The following is a 19419-nucleotide window of genomic DNA, read 5'->3' as shown; positions in this document are numbered from 1 at the left end:
TCTTATTCCAAGGCAAATGAAGCAAGACTCGCTCCGCCATTTCCTCTATAAGTAAAAAACAATGCTTGTGTGCCGTCCGGGATGTTGATTGGCGCGGTGTAGGCCTTCCATTCATTGGTAAAGTGAACCGGGATGGTTCCCAGAACCGGGCCGTCCCATGAGGTTTTCACCTCGAAAGCTCCGCTGCAGTATCCTCTTACCCTCAGTGTAACCTGGCGAATGCCATGACAATGGAAGTATTTATAACCTGCTGTTGCTGAATCAACCATATTGGCAATATACCCGATCTCCTCATCACCGTCTCTGCCGTCCTGTGTAATTTTCGGAAAGCGACTGTCCAGCCAGGCCCCTGCACCGAAACCTCCGGTGTATGTTTGATCATCACGAGTAAACAGATTGCATGCAATGTGCGCAGGATATTGTCCTTTACCCTCAAGTGCGCCTCCATTGGCGCCACAAGAGGTCATCTCCACCTGAGGAATCGATCCGTCCTCTTGAAATGAAATTTTCTCTATGCAGCCCTGCCTGTTAAATGCATCTCCATTAGTGTGCCGGTGATAGAAAATATACCAGTCTGCATTCATTTCGATAATGCTGCCGTGATTGTTGCCTCCGTAATACATCGGCATATCGGCCGGTTTGTAAGTATCGATGTGGAGATCACAGTTACTCACAATTACGCCCCCGTATTCAAAACCTGCCGTTGGGGATGTGCTGGTGGCGTAGCATAATTCATGCATCACAATCGAGGAATAAACGAGATAGTACAGGTCCCCCCTCTTGCGGATCGAAGGTGCCTCAAAAAATTCATGTCCTTCGAATCCACTTCCCTCGCTGTACGGCTGACTTGGTGCGATGAAAACGGGTTCCTCCACAATCGTTAACATGTCCGGTCCAAGTACGGTTGCCATGGCGCCGTGTCTGGAATGATCGCCAGGTGCACAGAAGCCGGTATACAGATAAGTCAGCTGTCCTTCCGTCAGCACACCGGGATCAAACTGCGGCTCATCCCCTTCTCGTTCTCCAAGCCGGGTGCCATCCTCATATTTTACGTAACCATAGAATTCATATTTACCAGCGGGTGTATCACACACAGCAACGGAAACAACTGGAACTTTATCCAGCACATAAAATAGATAATAACGTCCGTCCGGCCCTACCGTTACATCGGGCGCGTACAGACACATATGGCCATCCGGGTTCAGCGGATCATCTGTTTTCAAATAAATGACGCCCTCATTGCGCCAGTTACCAAGATCGTCTATTGATGCAGACCAGCATACATAATCGTTCAGGCAAAACACATGCCCGTTAAAACGGTCATGCGACCCGTACACATATACTCTGTCGTTAAATACGTAAGGCTCACCGTCAGGAACATACTCCCACGCTGGCAGGTAAGGGTTAAACGCTTGCTTTTTCATTCGAGATGCACTCCTTATTGAAAAGAAATTGAAGTTGAAAAGATATTGAAGATATTGATTAAAGGTTTAGATGAAAATAAATGAATGTATTTGCCGAGCGTTTAAGACAAACTTCCGTTTAATATAGAGCAGAAGTAACCGTATAATAGAAAACAGGAATAACAGTGTCCAAGTTCATATCAATTCCACAGCCTGTATGGTAAAGGTGAAGAACAAACAATGAATACTATTTTTTACGTTGAGCATGATGCGGTACATCACAGTGGGTTTGTGTTTGATGTGCCCGAAGGGCATGATTGCTGGCTTTTGGTCATCACAAAGACGGCGGCACAGTTCTGGGTAGATGGTGAGCTGAAGGAATATCCGCCCCATCATGCTGTTCTATATGCACCCCATCAGAAAATCTATTATCGTGCGTGTGCGGAGCAGTATGTAAACGATTGGATTCGTTTGCATAGTGATGAGCCTTATATCACCGAAAGCCGCCTCCCGCGCGGGAAGCCATTCCCGTTAGATGATCCTGAATATTGTCACAAGCTGTTCCAGTTACTGGTGGCAGAGCATTCTTTCAAGAAGGATTACCAGGAAGCCTCGATGGATTTTTTGCTTCGAACGCTGTTTAACAAGCTGCTGGAGTCCTGTGTTCTTGAGAATATTGGCCCGCAGCATTATCCTCTAATGAAACTGCGGACGGCGATTCACAACAATCCCGGTCACCCATGGACGGTTGCGGCCATGGCCAAAACGATGAGTATCAGTCCAGGGTATTTGCAGCTGATTTATAAGAAATCCTTTGGTGTATCGTGTATGGATGATGTCATCCACAGCCGCATTCGTTTAGCCAAAGAATACCTCAGGCATTACCTTTACTCGGTAGCTGAAATCGCTGATCGCTGCGGGTACCGCAATGTGGAGCATTTCTGCAGACAGTTTAAACAGATCACAGGGGTATCACCCAAGCGATTCAAGCAGCAGAGCGTCAATGTTTTGACGGACAGAGCCAATCTTGATCAATAGTTTGATGAACGAAATAGACAGTTGAAGGTTATTTCATTTTGTATTTACGCTCAGCCTATGTTCAGATCCCTTCTGACTTATGTGATGGTAGCGGTTACTAATATATTCAGGGTAAGGTATCGGGCATACAGTTGCAATGATGTATACTGATGGATTATTGATCAATCCTCATATGCTTCTTATATGTATCAGCTTATGCTGAATTCTGTAAAATGAAAAAACCACCGAATTAACGGCGGCTTGGTGGTGGACTATGTATCTGGGTTAAAAGTTTTTATCATAGGTCTCACGTTGGATAGTCTGCTGCTTGCTAGGGTTTAACTTTGTATTGGTGCATATGAAGCTTAGGTGTGTTCAAATGATCTGGATTGTCTACATTGTCTAGATTTTCTACATGGTTTGGGTTATCTAATTTGTCTACGTTGTTCAGGTGGTCCACGTTGTTTGGGCTGTCTGGATTGTTTAGTTGATTCAGTTGGTTTTGAGCTGTCGCTTGGTTAAGCTTTTTGCGTTTTTGGAACATCATATAGGTTGTAAAGATTAAGATAGCCGGAATTCCTATATAAATCAGAATGAATAGAAAAATAGATCCAAAAATAATAATGTAGCCTTGCATCGGTGTAATGATGTCGATCCCTCCTTTCAGAAAAATGTTATTGACCGTGATCTGTATATTATAATGCGAATCTGTAAAAATGCACCACTAAACTTACCCCTTTAAACTTGCTCCTTTCAAGATTGACATGCTCCGCCGATGCTGTAAAAAGCTCTATTTTCTCTAACGATCTCAGGTAACGCTATTTGGCCGATTTTATACGTATTTCATTTCTAACGAATCGAGGGGACCCTATTCTCGGCATTTGGTGGGAAAATGGGTGTTTATTTTGCAATTTCAGCGAAATAAGGTTTGTGGGAATCGTTACAATTTGAGAGGGCCCAATATTGCTCAAATAAGCTCATCTGGATTCGTTAGAGCAAGCAGATAGTCTAGCTAAGTAGTAAGTAGGTTCTTCTGAGAAATGCTGCTGATAAATCGGTGTTTGGCAGGTAGATCCGATAATTGGAGAAAATAATCCATTGGAGTTTCCGATAAATGAAGGGTTAAATCCGAACCAGAGTCCAAAAGAGAATTCAAAAGAGAACGTGCACCAATATTGTAACCATGACGGACTCTAACCTTAACATCATGCTATGAATGTGATCTGCGCTGGGGTTCTATCTTGATTAATGGTAAAATAAACAAAATCAATTCTATTAAAGGGGTTATAGCATGAATACGAACAACAACCACATGAACGAAAGACCTGAACCACAAGAATATGCTTCCTTTTATGAAGGATACATTCGTCAAGTTCCTGAAGGCAATGTGTTGGAACTGCTTGAGAAGCAAGCCAAACAAGTGCTGGCATCCCTTTCCTCCTTGACTGAGGATCAAGCCAATTACCGCTATGCCGAAGGGAAATGGAGCGTTAAGGAGGTTTTCGGCCATCTTATTGACAATGAACGTATTATGAGCGGTCGTTTGCTGCGGGTAGCGAGAGGTGATATGACATCGCTTCCGGGATATGATCAGGACACACTGATGGGCAGTCATCCATTTGACTCGTATACTGTGGCCGATCTGGCAGAAGAATATGAAGCTGTTCGGCATTCTACCCTGCTCATGCTTCGCCGCCTTAGTCCTGAAGCATGGCTGCGCACAGGAGTCGTCAATGATTACTCGACTACTGCCCGTGCAATTGCTTGGGTGATCACCGGACATGAGCTGCATCATTTATCTGTTCTTCGTGATCGTTATGAAGTACGTGTATAACGCACCAATGGCAGTATAGAAGTGAGAATGACGACAACAGCCCATCTATTTTATCGTCTGGAGTGAAGCCAGTTGAACTTATCTGCATCTTATTTAAGCCAGATTCGGCTGAAGCGTGATCAAATTGCTGCTTTTGATCAATATCCGTTTGACTTGGCCGTAATTCAACATCTACATACGCTGAATTTCCACCCCAAGGTCACGTATATCGTTGGTGAAAATGGAATGGGCAAGTCTACGCTGATGGAATCTATTGCTGTCTCCTGGGGATTTAATCCCGAAGGCGGAACGATGAATTTTTCATTTTCTACCCGGGCCACGCATTCCGATCTGTTTCAGTATATCCAACTGGTCAGAGGGTCGCGGCGTCCCAGGGACGGCTTCTTTTTCAGGGCTGAAAGTTATTATAATCTGGCGACAACGATCGATGAATTGGACAACGAGCCTTCGTATGGACCTCCGATAAAAGATTCGTACGGGGGAAAATCTTTACATGAGCAATCTCATGGAGAGTCTTTTTTTGCTACGTTTATACATCGTTTCGGGGGCCAAGGTCTGTATATTCTGGACGAGCCCGAGGCGGCCTTGTCACCACTGCGCCAGATGGCTATGCTCGCTCGTATTCATGAACTGGTGCAGCAAAACTCACAATTCATCATTGCTACCCATTCCCCTATTTTAATGGCGTACCCGGATTCACAGATCTTTAATCTGACTTCAGAGGGCATCGAGCTCCAGACGTTGGAGGAAACAGATCATTATCAGATCATGAAGCAATTTCTGAACAACAAGGATAAGATGCTTCAACAGTTATTTGAGGAAGCTGACTCTGAGGGCTAAAGGGCACTAGCATAAGCAAGCAAATAACGAAGAATACGGGATAATGTAAAAAGAAGAGCATGAGCAGCAATTTTGACATGATAGACGCGGGTAGGTCTTTGCTTTGATCAATTCCTGTCACTCAGCGAGCGTTATACCCTGGAAGCAGCGAGTGATATAAATGATATACTAAATCCCCTATTCTATTTTTATTCTATTTCCATGAGAAAGAGACAGCCACTTTATATGATGAGCTGTCTTCATCTCTATTATCTTTGTTTTATCTTTTTTTATCTTTGTTTTATCTTTATCTTTATTCTTATCTGTTTTCTTAGCCGTTTTCTTTCTGCTTTTCCTGCGTATAGTTATTCCTCTTAATTCCACTGTTCTCTATTGTGTATACTTCTTTTTAACCCTTATAGTAGAAATCCGGGATACTTGTCCAGCGTCTTTTAAGCTCATGTGCAATTGCCTTTGGTTTACGATCACGGGTGAAAATGCCTTTTTTATTGCCCTGCACTCGAATGATGCCCTGACTTGTTGCGAAATCAGCAAAATTCCAAACCTGTTCTCCAACAAACTGTGGAAACTCATCGAACACTTCATGGTTGGCTTTGTAGAATTCAACCTGGTACTCTTCAGTAAACATAACGGGCTCGACATCATGTAATCCGGCAACGGTATCTGCACCATACTCTGTCATCATCATAGGTGTGTGTGGACATCTTTTTAGCCACCCATTGAGTTCGGCTCGAAGTTTCTGTTTTGCCAGGTTCAGTTCCCCGCCATCCACATACCATCCGTAATAACGATTGAAGGTTAGCATATCCAGCAGCTCTGCAATCTGATCCTTCTCCGGCGACGATTCGATTTGGGTAACAATCGTAATCGGACGCTTCTGCGGATCTAATGCTCTGGTTAACTCCACCAGCGGTTTGAAGTATTCGTAGGCGCCCTCTTCTTCTGAAGCAGGCTCATTAGCGATGTTCCACATGACGACACATGGGTGATTTTTATCCCGCTGAATGAGCTCCCGAATTACGTCTTGATGATGTTCAAACGTTTCCAGTTCATCCCACGTATTTTTCAACACCCCGCCGCGATGGAGAACCAGCATGTTCAGATGCATACCCACTGCGGGCACCTCGTCAATAACAACAAAGCCCTCCCGATCGGCCAGCCGCATCATCTCTTCCGAATATGGATAGTGCGCGGTGCGGAATGAATTCGCCCCACTCCACTTCATCAGGTTACAATCGAGTACGTTGGCTGCTTCATCAAAACCTCTGCCATGCATCGCGGTATCCTCGTGTTTGCCGTATCCTTTGAAATAGAACGGTTTGTTGTTAATGAGGAACTTGCCTTCCTTTACCTCAACACTTCTCACCCCGAATGGCTGTTCATAGACATCTACGGTTTCATTTTCAGATTCCGTTTCCAGTTCAATGTGAAGCGTGTACAAGTAGGCATTTAGCGGCTCCCACAACCTGACGTCTGGAATGTGTGCCAGACCTGATGCCCCTGCAGATTCTGCCACAACCGCTCCTGATTCGTCCAGTACTTTCACTTTCACTCTAACTGCGGCCGAACCGTCAATTTTGATTGCGTAATCAACGCGTCCATCCAATTTAGTAACGATGGTGACGTCCTGGATGTAAGTTGCAGGAGTGGTGTATATTTTAACGGGACGATGAAGACCAGCGTAATTAAAAAAATCGAAATTAGGCAGGTTCTGCATGACCTTCCCTACTCCGGCGATGTGTTTCTCAACAACTGAACCGACAGGTAAGGTAGTTTCGTCCACAACATTATGGACAGCAACGGTTAACCGATTTTTCCCTCTTTGCAGATAAGGGTTAATCACAGCTTCAAAAGGCAGAAATCCGCCCTTGTGCTCCACTACAAAATTGCCATTCACATACACTTTCGCAGCATGAGTGACCGAACCAAACCGTAAAACCACTCTCTCCCTGGTTAACAAATCCGGAATGGTGATGTCTCGCTCATACCACACCCAGCCCACGTGATCACGAATTTTTGCACTTACTCCAATGTCATTATATGAAGCAGGCACAGCCATGCATAGGGTGTTTTTTAGCTTTTCCTGCTGCCAATTCTCCTGAAATCCCTGACCTGAATCGAGTTTGAAATTCCATATTCCGTTCAGATCAATCACGTTGCGAGTCTCGGTAAGTATAGGGTATAACATATGAACATCTCCTTCATTTTCTTTTAAAAAGGTACTCTTGCTCTACCTCCTTTCACTGTACATATTGTTGGTCAGTTAATTGCTCATTCTCTTCGCATTGATATCGCTTACAAGTTGAGCTGTACGTTTTTTGTTTAAAGGATACAGCACGGCAATACATACAAAGACAAGAAATAATCCGATTGCGGGTACAAGTGTTGCCAACAGGTAAATCCCTTTAAGTGTCTCCGCAGTCTGCACATGCAGTGAAGCGTTATATCCAACGGCAGCAACGGCTACACCTCCGATCCCTCCGGCAACAGCCTGTCCGACTTTGCGTGAAAAGGAATAAATAGAGTAAATCGTAGCGTCCTCTCGAAGCCCTGTCAAATACTCATGATAGTCGACCAGGTCGGTTATAAATGCCCAGCTGATCAGATTAAACAGAGCGTAACCAAACAAACCGACGGACAAAATGATCATATATTGCACCACCGACAGATCAGGAATGAGATACAAAAGCAAATAGATCACCGTTGAAAGTAAAAATCCGGTCGCGGCGACTTCTTTTTTACCAAATTTTGCGACTAGCGGTTTAACCAAGGGCATGCCGATAAATATCGTTGCCGATTGAACGAGGCTGAGCACACTTAACAGCTGCGCGTTACCAAAATAATCCTTGAACAAGTACGTGTTTACAGTACCAATCAGCATGAGATTGATTAAAAATATTAATGATCCGATCAGGAAAATGATCAGCGGTTTGTTTTTCAGCAGCCCCTGTAATGTTTTCTTCAAGTTTGTGTTGGGCTTCTCGTTCTCATCCATGACAACACGTTCGATGGACAGTTTATAACATGCCATATACGACGTGATTGACAAAACTCCGAAAATGACAGCACCCATCAGGAATCGATTGGCATTCGCTTCATTATTCACAAACATCAGCAGCGGGCCAAGCACGCCAACGATAAGCTGAGCGAGAGTTGCACCGAGTGATCTCCAGGTGGACAGCACGGTTCGCTCTACAGGGTCTGCGGTAATAACCGAAGCCATAGAGCCGTAGGGAATATTGACCGTACTGTACAACGTTCCCCACAAGATATAAGTCACATAAGCATAGGCAAGATAGAATCCGTCGGACATTCCCGGGATGTATACAAACATAAGCACACCCGAGATGACCAGCGGGAAGGACATACGATAAATCCAGGGCTTGAACTTCCCATGCTTTGATGCTTTTCTCGTATCAATAAAACGCCCCCAGGTAATATCCGCTACTGCATCCCATAAGCGTGCTAACAAAAACAAGCCCCCCACCGCTGCAGGATGAATATGGAATACGTCCGTGTAATACACCATTAGAAATGAAGCTACCAATGCAAAAAAGAAATCATTCCCGAAATCGCCAAACAAATAACCGAATTTATCTTTATATCCGAATGGACGCATAGTAAACCACCTTTTTTTGTTTAATTGGGCATATCTCTGAAGATCATTGATGATATAAGACAGAATGATAACGCTCTCAATTTATGGAATACAATAGCTCTTTACGCAAGTTCCAGTGATGTGACCTCCTTCGAATCTATGCTTGAAATCGATTTCATGGAAAATTATAATCGGTATGAGCTGTTTGATATGGTATTTTTCACAGATTAATCGGATGATTCACGTTTGATTTTGATAGGAATGAATTGAATTGGAGGTTTTGACGTGCAAAGCTTTACGGATGAACATCTGGAGTTTATATGTACGGTGGCCCATCATTTATACAGTATACCCTTCTACTATTTCGGAGAGCATGATAAACTGCATTATCGCATTCCTGTGAATATTGAACATAATCCTCTGTTTTCCTCGGATCACGAGATGATCGCAGCGTTGTTTGATGGCACGGAGGATCGGCGGTATCCGATTATTCGGGAAACGGTCTATCTGGAGAAGTTTTTTGCTATAAACCTCTTTGCTGACGATCAGCGGATAGGACGCCTCGTTGCGGGACCTGTGATTCATTTTAAAATGACCGAGTCCATCATTCATGTCACATTAAGTGATCTGTTAACCAAGGCAAATAATAAGGAACTGAGTGTCTACTATGACCATGTACCTGTAATGAGCAATTACACATTTATCAATTTTGCGATGGTTGTATATTTCATGCTCTATCAGGAGCAGTTAACGCTGGCTGATGTATTGGGTAATCTGGAGAAGGATGACTGGAGAAAAGCAGCACTGGAAATCGAGCACCCGTATCATCAAATTATGGATGCGCGCCAAAATAACCTCATACACACCGAGATGCATAAAGAGAAAAAACTGCTGGATTATATTCGGTTAGGCAGAATGGATAAAGTGCTGGAAACCTTCCATTCCATCCATAAACAAGGCAAGAAAAGCGTTCTGTCTAAAACCAGTTATGTCAGAAGTCAGAAAAATCTGGCTATCTCCCTTATTACGCTTGCAACCAGAGCAGCGGTAGAAGGTGGTGTATTTCAAGAAATTGCTTACAATCTCAGTGATCTGTATATTCTTAAACTTGAGGAGTTGACGGATAGTAAAGCGGTGGATGATTTGATGGAGGATGCCTTGCTGGACTTTACGAAGCGTGTGGAACATAGCAAAAAAAATAAATACTCCAAACCTATTAATATTTGTCAAGATTACATCTTCAATCACCTGCATGAACGGATCACCATTGCGCGACTGGCTGAACTGACCTCACTTCATCCTAATTATTTATCCAATCTGTTCAAAAAAGAAGTAGGGATCTCCATATCCCAATTTATATTGAAGACCAAAATAGAAGAGGCTCAAAATTTATTGACATATTCTAATTATTCTCTGGCGGAGATCGCTACTCTTTTGAACTTTAATGATCAGAGTTATTTTGCGAAAGTGTTCAAAACCTATACAGGCTGTACGCCGAAACAATTCAAGGACCAAAAATAACAGACGTCCTGCGGCTTGCATAAGCAGCAGCACCAATCATCCCGGCTTGTCCACCCAGCTTCGCCTGTACGATTGTACAAGCGCCTGAAGCGAGCTGTAATGAATGCTTTCGAACGGTGTCCCGAACGCTGTTGAGAAGACGATCACCTGCTGCTGACATGCCTCCGCCTACGATAATCCCTTCCGGATTCAACAGATTGATTACGTTGGCCAGGCCAAATCCAAGAATCTCTCCTGTTTCATGCATAACCTCCATGGCAAGTGTGTCGCCAAGGTCGTACGCATCCGAGATCATGTGAGCTGTAATTTTGGTGTGGTCTCCCTCTACCCATTCTGTAATGATACTAAGCTTGCCTGCATCAAGCTTATCCGTCAATGTTCTGACCATGCCGATAGCCGATACATATCTTCCCAAACAGCCTGAGCTTCCGCAGCGGCAAGCGCGACCCTCTCTGTACATATTCATATGACCTATTTCCCCGGCACTGGAGGTTGTACCATAGATCACCTTGCCGTCATTGACAATACCAGAACCCAACCCGGTGCCCAATGTAATCAGCACCATGTTGCGATACCCGACACCCGCACCAAACAACCATTCACCATATAGATTTACGCGCACATCATTATCAATAAACACTGGAAACTCAAAATGCTGTTTCATGTGGTTTACCACATGAATATTCTCCCATTCAGGAAAATTAGGCGAAAAAACAGAGTTGCCCGTTTCGGGGTCCAACAATCCCGGTACACCAATTCCCATGCATTGAACTGCATCCGGCTGGATTCCGACAAGCAGCATCATCTCTTTTGCAATGTTCACCATTTTATTCAGTACATGAATGGGGCCTTGATCTGCTTCTGTTGCATCGCTTCGTTCGTGAATTTTCTTGAATTCCGTCGTGAAAATAGCGGATTTGATATTGGTACCGCCCAGATCGATCCCGATAATATATTTACTCATTGCAGTTCAGTTCCCCGATTCTGTTTATTAGAAATATTCAATATATTAAACTATATAAATCTACACGTTATTAAACCATATAAACCTACACGATGAATAGAGTCTGTCCTTCACATGTACTCATTCCCATCTCCGCATTAGTTGTTCCAATGGTCCGCGGCTATGACGTTTTTTCCAATAGTATGAAAAGACAATCGCGGCAACGTAAAATATCAACGCATAGATGGTTGAGAACACCACACTACCATTTTCCAATTGTCCTGTTAATTGAAGTGGAACAAGTCCAATCATAACATGGGCAACATAATGTGTAAGTGAAAGTTGTCCTGTGCTGATCAATGCCTGCACCGACATTCTCTCCCTCCATCTCTCGGCTACTTCAATGCAAATCACTAACATGGCAAGTGCGGATGAAGCTGCCGCGATGAAATATATCGGGTTCGGTGGCATGGGCTTGGTGCCGAATAGTGACTGCGCTGCCTCGAAGCTCAGTGTAGTGGTGAAACGATGAACCAGCCATGCGGAAACCATCTCGGTAATTACGGCAACACTTGCTGAGATCTGAAGCAGACGCACTCTGGTTTTTCGCTGAGTCAGCCAGCCAATTCTGCCCACCCACATGCCTAACAGGAAAAATGCCAGCCACGGGAAAATGGGGTGAAACCCGTTAAACAGCAGGTTGCGTGTGAATCCGCTCCATGTCCACAATATCTCATATTGATGGTAGTTCTCCAACCAGCCGTAGCTGTAGTCCAACATCATTAATTGAAGGATTGACACGATCACTGTGCCTATTGTACCGATGAGCAGATGTGAGTTGGATGTTTTGATTAACATAGCGGCAATGACAAGGAAGACCGCATAATAATGCAGAATGTCTGCACTCCAACCGATGAGTAGCAACATCATGCCTGTAACAAACAGAAATCCAGCTCTGCGAAATAGTAGTCGTTGTGTCGTTTGAAGTAGAGTCTCGCCTTCCGAAGCTCTCGCTTTGGCCGTCATTAACGCTACTCCTATGCCTGCAAGAATGACAAATAACGCAGAAGCCCGCCCTTCGAAAAGCCCTGTTATGGTCTGCAGCCAATCCGGTCCTGCCGCTTGTGCATTCATCGCCAGCTTGTAATTGACCAGGATCATACCAATGACAGCCAGAGCTCTTGCCAAGTCCAGTCCGAAAATTCTTCCTTTTGTCGTATGTACGTTCATGCTGTAACCTCCCCTTCTGCATCTCAATAATGTTTGCCGTTGCAAACACAACATGAAGCATAAGGCTTGGGACAGACCTAAGGTCAAGTCATGCGCCGAACTTTTCTCAAGCGTGTTAGATCAAGGTCCTCGACACAAAAAAAGCCGCTAATCTGGCGGCTCTTGTCATTAGACATTTCTGTTTAATTGGTTATTTTGCGTACAGCAAACTAAAGTTCTGCAAATTGCCGCCCATCCTTACTTCCTGTAATTTCGAATTCCAAACCGTTCACCTGCTCATATCCCGCCGTAGGGAGCCATTCGGTAAAGAAACGTTGGTATAACGTCTCCATGACCCCATCAAATTGATCCCAAGTAAACGGCTCGGATGGAAAGATCGCCCAAGTATACACAGGTATACTGATTACCGTGTACTCTTCGGTTGTGCTTGTTTCCTTTTTGAAAGCACACAGCATATATGGAAATGTCTCTTCCTCCGTCGCTGTATAACTACACACCGAATGAACCTGGTAATAGTGCGGATTCAAGAAATCAGGCACTCCTCCTGCATGCGCAGCAAGGCGCTCAACCTCACCATTCTCATGACTTTGCTTCCAGAAGTCAGCCGGAGTTTCTTGTCCATTTAGACTGAATATGCGCTCCAATCCAAACACTTCAAAGCTCTCTTTGGTTTCAATCCGATAATTCACAGGCTCAGCCCCTTTAATCGAGATGAGAAAGGACAGCCGCGGATAGACTTTGAGGGCTGTTCCTTCTTCTCTAGCCTTGGCAGGATTCACACCATGTAACGCATAGAATGCTCTTGCAAATGATACTGGAGATTCGAAGCCGTACTTGACTGCAATATCAACCACTTTGGTATCGCTGTTCTGAAGTTCGATGGCCGCCAGAGTAAGCCGCCTTCTCCTTATATACTCTGCAAGTGAAACATTAGTGATAAACGAGAACATTCGCTGAAATTGATGGGACGAGCAGCAGGCACACTGAGCAATGTCTTTTAGCACAATCTCATTCGCTAGATTCATTTCAATATGATCCAGAGCGCGGTTCATTTTCATCAGCCAATCCATCTGATTCCTCCTCTCGATCAAAGTATAGTGTTCTGTCGGTCCTGTTTCGCAACGATTTGTGCACACTTTAGTTTCGTAATTGGATGTTGCAGAAACATATTGTCGAGTATGACAAACATCAAGTTTAAGAATACTTTATCTGCCCTCCGTATACTACGAAATATTTTCCGTAAGTCCTCTCTGTTTGTCATCTCGCACAATTCCAATTAATGATGTTATGTTATTTGACATATTTGTTTGACTGGAACCGATTCTCATGTTACATTTTCAGACATAAGCAAGAACTGGAAATGATTACAAAGGAGCTGCTATCTATGCACTTAACCGTACAGGAACGTGAGAAACTGCTAATGTATCTGGCTGCGGATATGGCCGAAAAGCGTCTGAAACGGGGAGTTCAACTGAATTATCCGGAAGCCGCAGCTTATATTTCCGGGTTTGTTGTCGAGGGTGCGCGAGATGGAAAAACCGTAAAGCAGCTGATGGAAGAAGCACGTCACCTTTTGACTGCAACACAGGTTATGGATGGTGTAGCCGAGCTGCTGAGTGAGGTTCAGATTGAAGCTACGTTCCCCGATGGAACGAAGCTGGTGACCGTGCATGAGCCCATTACCCGTATAGATGGTGCGATTATACCCGGTGAGTATGAATTCGCTGACGATCCTATTGTGCTGCTGCCTGATCGCAAACGCATTACGCGTTCTGTGACCAACACGGGAAGTCGGCCGATTCAGGTCGGATCACATTTTCACTTTTTTGAAACAAACCCTTCCCTAGCCTTTGACCGGGAAGGCACCAAAGGCTATCGACTGGATATTGCTTCAGGTCTTTCCGTTCGCTTCGAACCGGGAGAAACACATGAGATTACACTGGTTGAGATTGGTGGTACGAAGGAAATCTATGGTTTTGCCGGATTAACGAACGGGAGGGTTGAATCATGAACATCATTGACCGTGCAACGTATGCAAGCATGTATGGCCCTACGACAGGAGACCGGATTCGGCTCGCTGACACCTCGTTAAAGATTGAGATTGAGAAAGACTTTACCGTATACGGAGATGAATGTGTTTTTGGCGGCGGAAAAACAGTCAGGGATGGTATGGGCCAGCACCCTCTGGCGACACGGGATGAAGGTGTGCTGGATACCGTCATTACCAACGTTGTCATTATAGACACCTGGGGCATCGTCAAAGCCGATATCGGGATCAAGGATGGGTTAATTGCGGGTATTGGAAAAGCTGGGAATCCGTTTGTGATGGATGGCGTTGATCCGAATATGTATATCGGGGTTGGTACAGAAGTAATCTCTGGTGAAAATTTGATCGTGACAGCTGGCGGTGTAGACAGCCATGTTCACTTTATTTCTCCACAGCAGATTGAGATTGCGCTGCAAAGTGGTGTTACCACGATAATCGGTGGAGGTTCAGGTCCAGCTACGGGAACACTCGCGACCAACTGTACCTCGGGTGTATGGCACATTGAACGAATGCTGCAGGCGCTCGACTCACTTCCTATGAATTTTGTGATGCTTGGCCGCGGTAACAGTTCAAGACCAGAAGCGCTGAGGGAGCAAGTGCTTGCAGGCGTCGGCGGATTGAAAATTCATGAGGATTGGGGCAGCACACCGTATGTGATTGACAAGTGTTTAAGCGTGGCGGAGCAGTATGATATACAGGTGAACATCCATACCGATACGCTGAATGAGGCCGGATATGTAGAGGACAGCCTGCGGTCGTTTAACGGTCGTGCCATTCATACCTATCATACGGAAGGTGCGGGTGGTGGTCACGCGCCGGATTTATTACGTGTCGCTTCCATGCCTAACGTGCTGCCTTCCTCTACCAGTCCAACCATGCCTTACACCCGAAATACGGTCGATGAGCATCTGGATATGCTTATGATCTGTCATCATCTCGATCCCAAAATTCCCGAGGATGTGGCCTTCGCCGCGTCACGAATTCGTGAAACGACGATTGGTGCGGAAGATATTTTACATGATATCGGGGCGATCAGTATGACCAGTTCGGATTCACAGGCAATGGGTCGTGTAGGTGAAGTAGCGATCAGAACGTGGCAGACAGCGGATAAAATGAAAAAACAACGCGGCTCCCTTACCGGTGATAACCAGGCAGATAACGCGCGCGTCAAACGTTATATTGCCAAATACACGATTAATCCGGCCATTACCCACGGCATCTCCACTTATGTAGGATCGATTGAAGTCGGTAAAATGGCCGATCTTGTCCTCTGGAAACCCGCCTTCTTCGGCGTGAAGCCCGAGCTTGTCATTAAAGGCGGCATGATTATTCATAGTGTGATGGGAGATCCAAACTCCACCATCTCGACACCACAGCCGTACATGTACAGACCTATGTTTGGCAGCTATGGCAAGGCACGTTCAGCCATTTGTGCGACCTTTGTTTCCCAGGCTTCCATTGATGCCGGCACCCTCTCCCCTCTCGGATTGAGCAAGTCATTAAAACCTGTGACTGGCTGTCGGGCAGCCAGCAAGAAAGATATGATTTTGAATGGAGAGACACCGAATATTATGGTCGATCCGAAAAATTACACCGTATCCGTTAATGGAGAAACATTGCATTGCCTGCCCGTTGATGAACTTCCGATGGCCCAAAGGTATTTCCTGAGCTGACATGATAACAGTGTAATCGAAATTATTCATTGCTTTATATTAATCTTCAAAAAAGCCCAGCCGATGCAGCTGAGCTTTTTGTCGTTTGACCTTAATTTTGAATTATTTTCATGATATTTTCCAGACTACTCCCGAATAAAGCCGCCTTCTGAATGAATCACCTGACCCGTGATCCACACCCCTGCTTCACTCACCAGAAAATCAATGATGTTGGCTGCATCCTCTGGCGCTCCGATTCGTCCCAATGGGAATTTGGGCAAAAGATAATCACGAATGGAGTCATCCATCCACGTTGTATCCGTCGGCCCCGGGTTTACGGCGTTTACAGTAATCTTGAGTGGTGCCAGTTCGCGGGATAAGGACTTGGTAAAAGCAGAGATCGCCCCTTTGGTCGCAACATACGCTAATTCACCAGGCATTGGCGATATGTCCTGTCCAGACGTCATGTTGATAATTCTGCCTGAGGTTAGTCTGGATTTTTCGAAATCACGGGCAAAGATCGTACATAAGAGAAAAGTAGATCTCATATTAACGGCATAGTGGTTGTCCATGAGGTCAGCGTCAAAGTCCTGATAATCTGCGTTTACACAATAAGCCGCATTATTAATCAAAATTGAGGGCTGACCAAGCTTCTCAACTGCACGTTCATATACTTGCTTCGCTGCATAACGTTCAGCCAGATCAACATCCAGTGACGCACAACGCACACCCATGTCCTCTATTTCCTTGTGAAATGCTATGATCCACTCTGGATCAGCCTTGTAATGTGTGAAGAAAATGTCTATGTCTCGTGAAGCTAACTTTCGGCAAAAGGCACTTCCCATCTCTCTCGGGCCGCTGGCACCGGTGATGATTGCAATTTTTCTCTGGTTTTGAGTCATTCTCTTGACCTCCTCATGTAAAGCCGTGTATTGTTCTTATCCATTATAGTGAATCGAATTGACTTATTAAACGATAATGCTTCATTTATGGTTGATTCCCCTTTCTATTACACTTCTGATGTATTCTAATAGAAAGTAATAATTGTTTTAATTTCCCTATGAGGTGATACCTGTTTGATGAACTTATACGGCGCACAGCATCATATTCTGGTACATTCCAATACCATTGATGCTGAGGCACACCAACATACCTTTATTCAAGTTACGATCGCTTTAGAAACTGATTTTAAGATTGAAGTTCAGGGAGAACATATATGTACTTCCGGGATTGTGCTTAATTCCAATGTAACTCATCGTTTGCAAGGTTTGGGACAGCCTCTGGTATTGCTTCTAATAGACAGCACCTCCAGCATAGCTGCGGCCTTTAAGCATTATATGGGCAAACAGGCATACGCCAATTTTCCTTCAGAGCTTAGTCTGGTCATGGCCGAATATATTAAAAAACGTTTGCCGCAAATTCATACGGCCGAGAGTTACGGCTTGTTTTTCCAAGAACTCATGACGCTGTTTAACCTCGACTATACTCCGCCGGCGATTACGGATACACGAATCGAAGCACTGATTCAACATATGAAACAATGCACAGATTCGGAGCACTCTATTCGTACTTACGCTGAGCAGTTTGGTCTTTCGAGCAGCAGGCTCTCACATCTGTTTAAAGAAAATACAGGAATATCCCTTAGTGGTTATCTCGTCTTACATAAGCTGCAGAAGGCATGTTATCTGATTTTTGAAGGACTGAGTATTACGGACGCGGCCATGGCTGCCGGCTTCGATACACCCTCCCATTTTGCCAATACAAGTAAGCGATTGTTGGGTATGACAGCCAAAGACATTCGTAAAGATAGCGTGTTTTTGCAAGTTTCCTCCCTGCACTGACGATACAATGATTGCAGGAGGTGCTCATCATGAACAACGATCTCGAGCCAACGGAATTGTTAAACTTCAATCATTCGTCCATTCAGGACCTCATTCGCAGACGTCAGTGGGCTTCGCTTCCAGTAAAAGAGCAGATCCTGCACGTGTATAACTATGTTCGAGACGAGATTGAATTTGGTTATAATCGCAGGGATGATATTCCGGCTTCAGAAGTATTGCAGGATGGCTATGGACAATGTAATACCAAAGGCATTTTATTTATGGCACTGCTCAGAGCGCTGGGCATCCCTTGCCGAATTCACGGTTTTACGATTGATAAGCAATTGCAAAAAGGAGCAATGACTGGCTGGTATTATCACCTTTCTCCGAAAGAGATTATCCATAGCTGGATTGAGGTGTTATACAACGACAAGTGGTTAAATATAGAGGGTTTCATTGTGGATCTTCCTTACCTGACCAAGCTTCAGCAAAAGTTTAACGAATGCACCGGCTCATTTTGTGGTTATGGCGTAGCGACGGATGATTTTCAGAATCCCGCTATTTTTTGGGACGAGAATGATACCTATGTACAAAAAGAAGGCATTGTTCAGGATTTCGGCACGTTTGATCATCCCGACCAATTCTTCACTCTTCATCCTCAGAAGTTAAGTCCGATCAAAAGAAGGATATTCAGCTGCCTGGTTCGGCATTTAATGAATAGAAATGTCAGGCGTATCAGGAAAGGTTGAACCTCACCTTAGGCAGAAACAAAAAGCGGAACGATCCAGGGGAAATTCTCTGTTTCGTTCCGTTTGCATATGCCTTTTTAGTTGCGACATGCATGAGCTGGTTTATATCCAATTTTCAAGGGGATGAACCGCTATCCGCTTGTGAAGTTAATCCATATATCGTAGTCCCGGGGAGTCTTGCTTCTCTAACGATCTCCACAAACGCTATTTAGGCGAAATCAAACGTTTTTCATTTCTAACGATCCCAGGAGAGCTTATTTTTAGAAATTAATGAGAAGATGACTGTTTATCTTGTGTTTTCGGTGAAATAAGCTTTCTGGGGATCGTTAGAATTCCAGAAGGCTCTATTTTGCTTAAATAAGCTCATCTGAGATCGTTGCTATGAACGTTTTAGTCAAGCCCAACACAAAAATGATGCAATTTAGCCCGAAGCCCTAAGCGCGGGAGTCCATATGCGAGCGACGGTTGGCACGCTGCTATCCGTGGGTTGGTTACCACATGGTATGCCTTCGTCAAGGAGAGCGGTTGTAAGCTAGAAACGCACGTTCAGCTCACACAGGAGCCTGGTGCAAACGATCAACACAGATTCTCTCCCGAACCTTTCCATGAACCCCCGGGCGTAAGGCTCCGGGTTTTACCCTTTCCCCTTGTAACGAACGTCTCGAGCGAGTGCAACACCAATTACTGGGCGTTCGGCTGTTCTATGGTTCGGGCAACCGCCCAAATAAAACCCATCAGTTCACGCGCTACAGCGGCAATTGCCAC

The 19419-nt window shown here is 44.7% G+C and carries 17 protein-coding genes; 8 read left to right on the top strand and 9 right to left on the bottom strand.

Features of this window, described 5'->3' with window-relative positions:
- Nucleotides 1-2 precede the first annotated feature (2 nt).
- Nucleotides 3-1424: a family 43 glycosylhydrolase gene (locus tag DFQ00_RS22600; RefSeq protein WP_110898747.1), complete on the bottom strand. Its 1422-nt coding sequence runs from the start codon at nucleotides 1422-1424 to the stop codon at nucleotides 3-5.
- Between the two features lie 219 nt (nucleotides 1425-1643).
- Here DFQ00_RS22600 and DFQ00_RS22595 point away from each other — a divergent pair, with 219 nt between their 5' ends.
- Entirely contained in the window at nucleotides 1644-2441 is a 798-nt protein-coding gene (locus DFQ00_RS22595) for a helix-turn-helix transcriptional regulator (protein WP_110898746.1), read from the top strand.
- 310 nt (nucleotides 2442-2751) lie between these two features.
- On the opposite strand, the gene DFQ00_RS29635 is transcribed toward DFQ00_RS22595, so the two are convergent.
- Nucleotides 2752-3057: a hypothetical protein gene (locus tag DFQ00_RS29635; RefSeq protein ID WP_110898745.1), complete on the bottom strand. Its 306-nt coding sequence runs from the start codon at nucleotides 3055-3057 to the stop codon at nucleotides 2752-2754.
- 675 nt (nucleotides 3058-3732) lie between these two features.
- Here DFQ00_RS29635 and DFQ00_RS22585 point away from each other — a divergent pair.
- Together DFQ00_RS22585 and DFQ00_RS22580 are read left to right on the top strand one after the other, a co-directional pair.
- On the top strand, nucleotides 3733-4254 hold the full coding sequence (locus tag DFQ00_RS22585) for a DinB family protein (protein WP_110898803.1): 522 nt from the start codon (nucleotides 3733-3735) through the stop codon (nucleotides 4252-4254).
- A 102-nt stretch (nucleotides 4255-4356) separates the two neighbouring features.
- The gene (locus DFQ00_RS22580; protein WP_229729791.1) at nucleotides 4357-5094 is read left to right on the top strand and encodes an AAA family ATPase; all 738 of its coding nucleotides are present in this window, start codon (nucleotides 4357-4359) and stop codon (nucleotides 5092-5094) included.
- A gap of 177 nt (nucleotides 5095-5271) precedes the next feature.
- Here DFQ00_RS22580 and DFQ00_RS29630 read toward each other — a convergent pair whose 3' ends face one another.
- The 3 genes from DFQ00_RS29630 to DFQ00_RS22565 form a co-directional block, all read right to left on the bottom strand.
- Nucleotides 5272-5457 carry a hypothetical protein gene (locus DFQ00_RS29630; protein ID WP_110898743.1) on the bottom strand — a complete coding sequence of 62 codons (186 nt, stop codon included), beginning with the start codon at nucleotides 5455-5457 and terminating at the stop codon, nucleotides 5272-5274.
- 25 nt (nucleotides 5458-5482) lie between these two features.
- Entirely contained in the window at nucleotides 5483-7282 is a 1800-nt protein-coding gene (gene uidA / locus DFQ00_RS22570) for a beta-glucuronidase (protein ID WP_110898742.1), read from the bottom strand.
- Nucleotides 7283-7357: 75 nt separating this feature from the next.
- Nucleotides 7358-8713: an MFS transporter gene (locus DFQ00_RS22565; protein WP_110898741.1), complete on the bottom strand. Its 1356-nt coding sequence runs from the start codon at nucleotides 8711-8713 to the stop codon at nucleotides 7358-7360.
- Between the two features lie 264 nt (nucleotides 8714-8977).
- Between DFQ00_RS22565 and DFQ00_RS22560 the strand changes: the two genes are divergently transcribed.
- Nucleotides 8978-10213 carry a helix-turn-helix transcriptional regulator gene (locus tag DFQ00_RS22560; RefSeq protein ID WP_110898740.1) on the top strand — a complete coding sequence of 412 codons (1236 nt, stop codon included), beginning with the start codon at nucleotides 8978-8980 and terminating at the stop codon, nucleotides 10211-10213.
- Here the strand turns inward: DFQ00_RS22560 and DFQ00_RS22555 are convergent.
- From DFQ00_RS22555 to DFQ00_RS22545, 3 genes are all read right to left on the bottom strand, one after another.
- A complete protein-coding gene (locus DFQ00_RS22555; protein WP_110898739.1) occupies nucleotides 10197-11177 on the bottom strand; it encodes an ROK family protein in 981 nt (326 codons plus the stop codon). The two genes, DFQ00_RS22560 and DFQ00_RS22555, sit on opposite strands and share 17 nt — an antisense overlap.
- A gap of 120 nt (nucleotides 11178-11297) precedes the next feature.
- Entirely contained in the window at nucleotides 11298-12386 is a 1089-nt protein-coding gene (locus DFQ00_RS22550) for a DUF418 domain-containing protein (RefSeq protein WP_167433805.1), read from the bottom strand.
- Nucleotides 12387-12595: 209 nt separating this feature from the next.
- Nucleotides 12596-13456: an AraC family transcriptional regulator gene (locus DFQ00_RS22545; RefSeq protein ID WP_110898737.1), complete on the bottom strand. Its 861-nt coding sequence runs from the start codon at nucleotides 13454-13456 to the stop codon at nucleotides 12596-12598.
- A gap of 314 nt (nucleotides 13457-13770) precedes the next feature.
- On the opposite strand from DFQ00_RS22545, the gene ureA reads away from it, so the two are divergent.
- Both ureA and ureC read left to right on the top strand, forming a co-directional pair.
- Complete coding sequence (gene ureA, locus DFQ00_RS22540; protein WP_110898736.1) at nucleotides 13771-14397, top strand: urease subunit gamma; 627 nt, start codon at nucleotides 13771-13773, stop codon at nucleotides 14395-14397.
- Nucleotides 14394-16106 carry an urease subunit alpha gene (gene ureC, locus DFQ00_RS22535; protein WP_110898735.1) on the top strand — a complete coding sequence of 571 codons (1713 nt, stop codon included), beginning with the start codon at nucleotides 14394-14396 and terminating at the stop codon, nucleotides 16104-16106. Before ureA ends, ureC begins: the two co-directional genes overlap by 4 nt.
- Before the next feature lie 125 nt (nucleotides 16107-16231).
- On the opposite strand, the gene DFQ00_RS22530 is transcribed toward ureC, so the two are convergent.
- The gene (locus DFQ00_RS22530; protein WP_110898734.1) at nucleotides 16232-16987 is read right to left on the bottom strand and encodes an SDR family oxidoreductase; all 756 of its coding nucleotides are present in this window, start codon (nucleotides 16985-16987) and stop codon (nucleotides 16232-16234) included.
- Nucleotides 16988-17164: 177 nt separating this feature from the next.
- Here DFQ00_RS22530 and DFQ00_RS22525 point away from each other — a divergent pair, with 177 nt between their 5' ends.
- Together DFQ00_RS22525 and DFQ00_RS22520 are read left to right on the top strand one after the other, a co-directional pair.
- The gene (locus DFQ00_RS22525; RefSeq protein WP_110898733.1) at nucleotides 17165-17926 is read left to right on the top strand and encodes a helix-turn-helix domain-containing protein; all 762 of its coding nucleotides are present in this window, start codon (nucleotides 17165-17167) and stop codon (nucleotides 17924-17926) included.
- A gap of 29 nt (nucleotides 17927-17955) precedes the next feature.
- Entirely contained in the window at nucleotides 17956-18654 is a 699-nt protein-coding gene (locus DFQ00_RS22520; RefSeq protein ID WP_110898732.1) for a transglutaminase-like domain-containing protein, read from the top strand.
- The last annotated feature ends 765 nt before the right edge of the window (nucleotides 18655-19419 follow it).

This window comes from Paenibacillus barcinonensis (assembly GCF_003217495.1).
Lineage (GTDB): Bacteria > Bacillota > Bacilli > Paenibacillales > Paenibacillaceae > Paenibacillus > Paenibacillus barcinonensis.
Note: the sequence above shows the minus strand (reverse complement) of the source record. Positions and strands in the feature narration are given on the sequence as shown.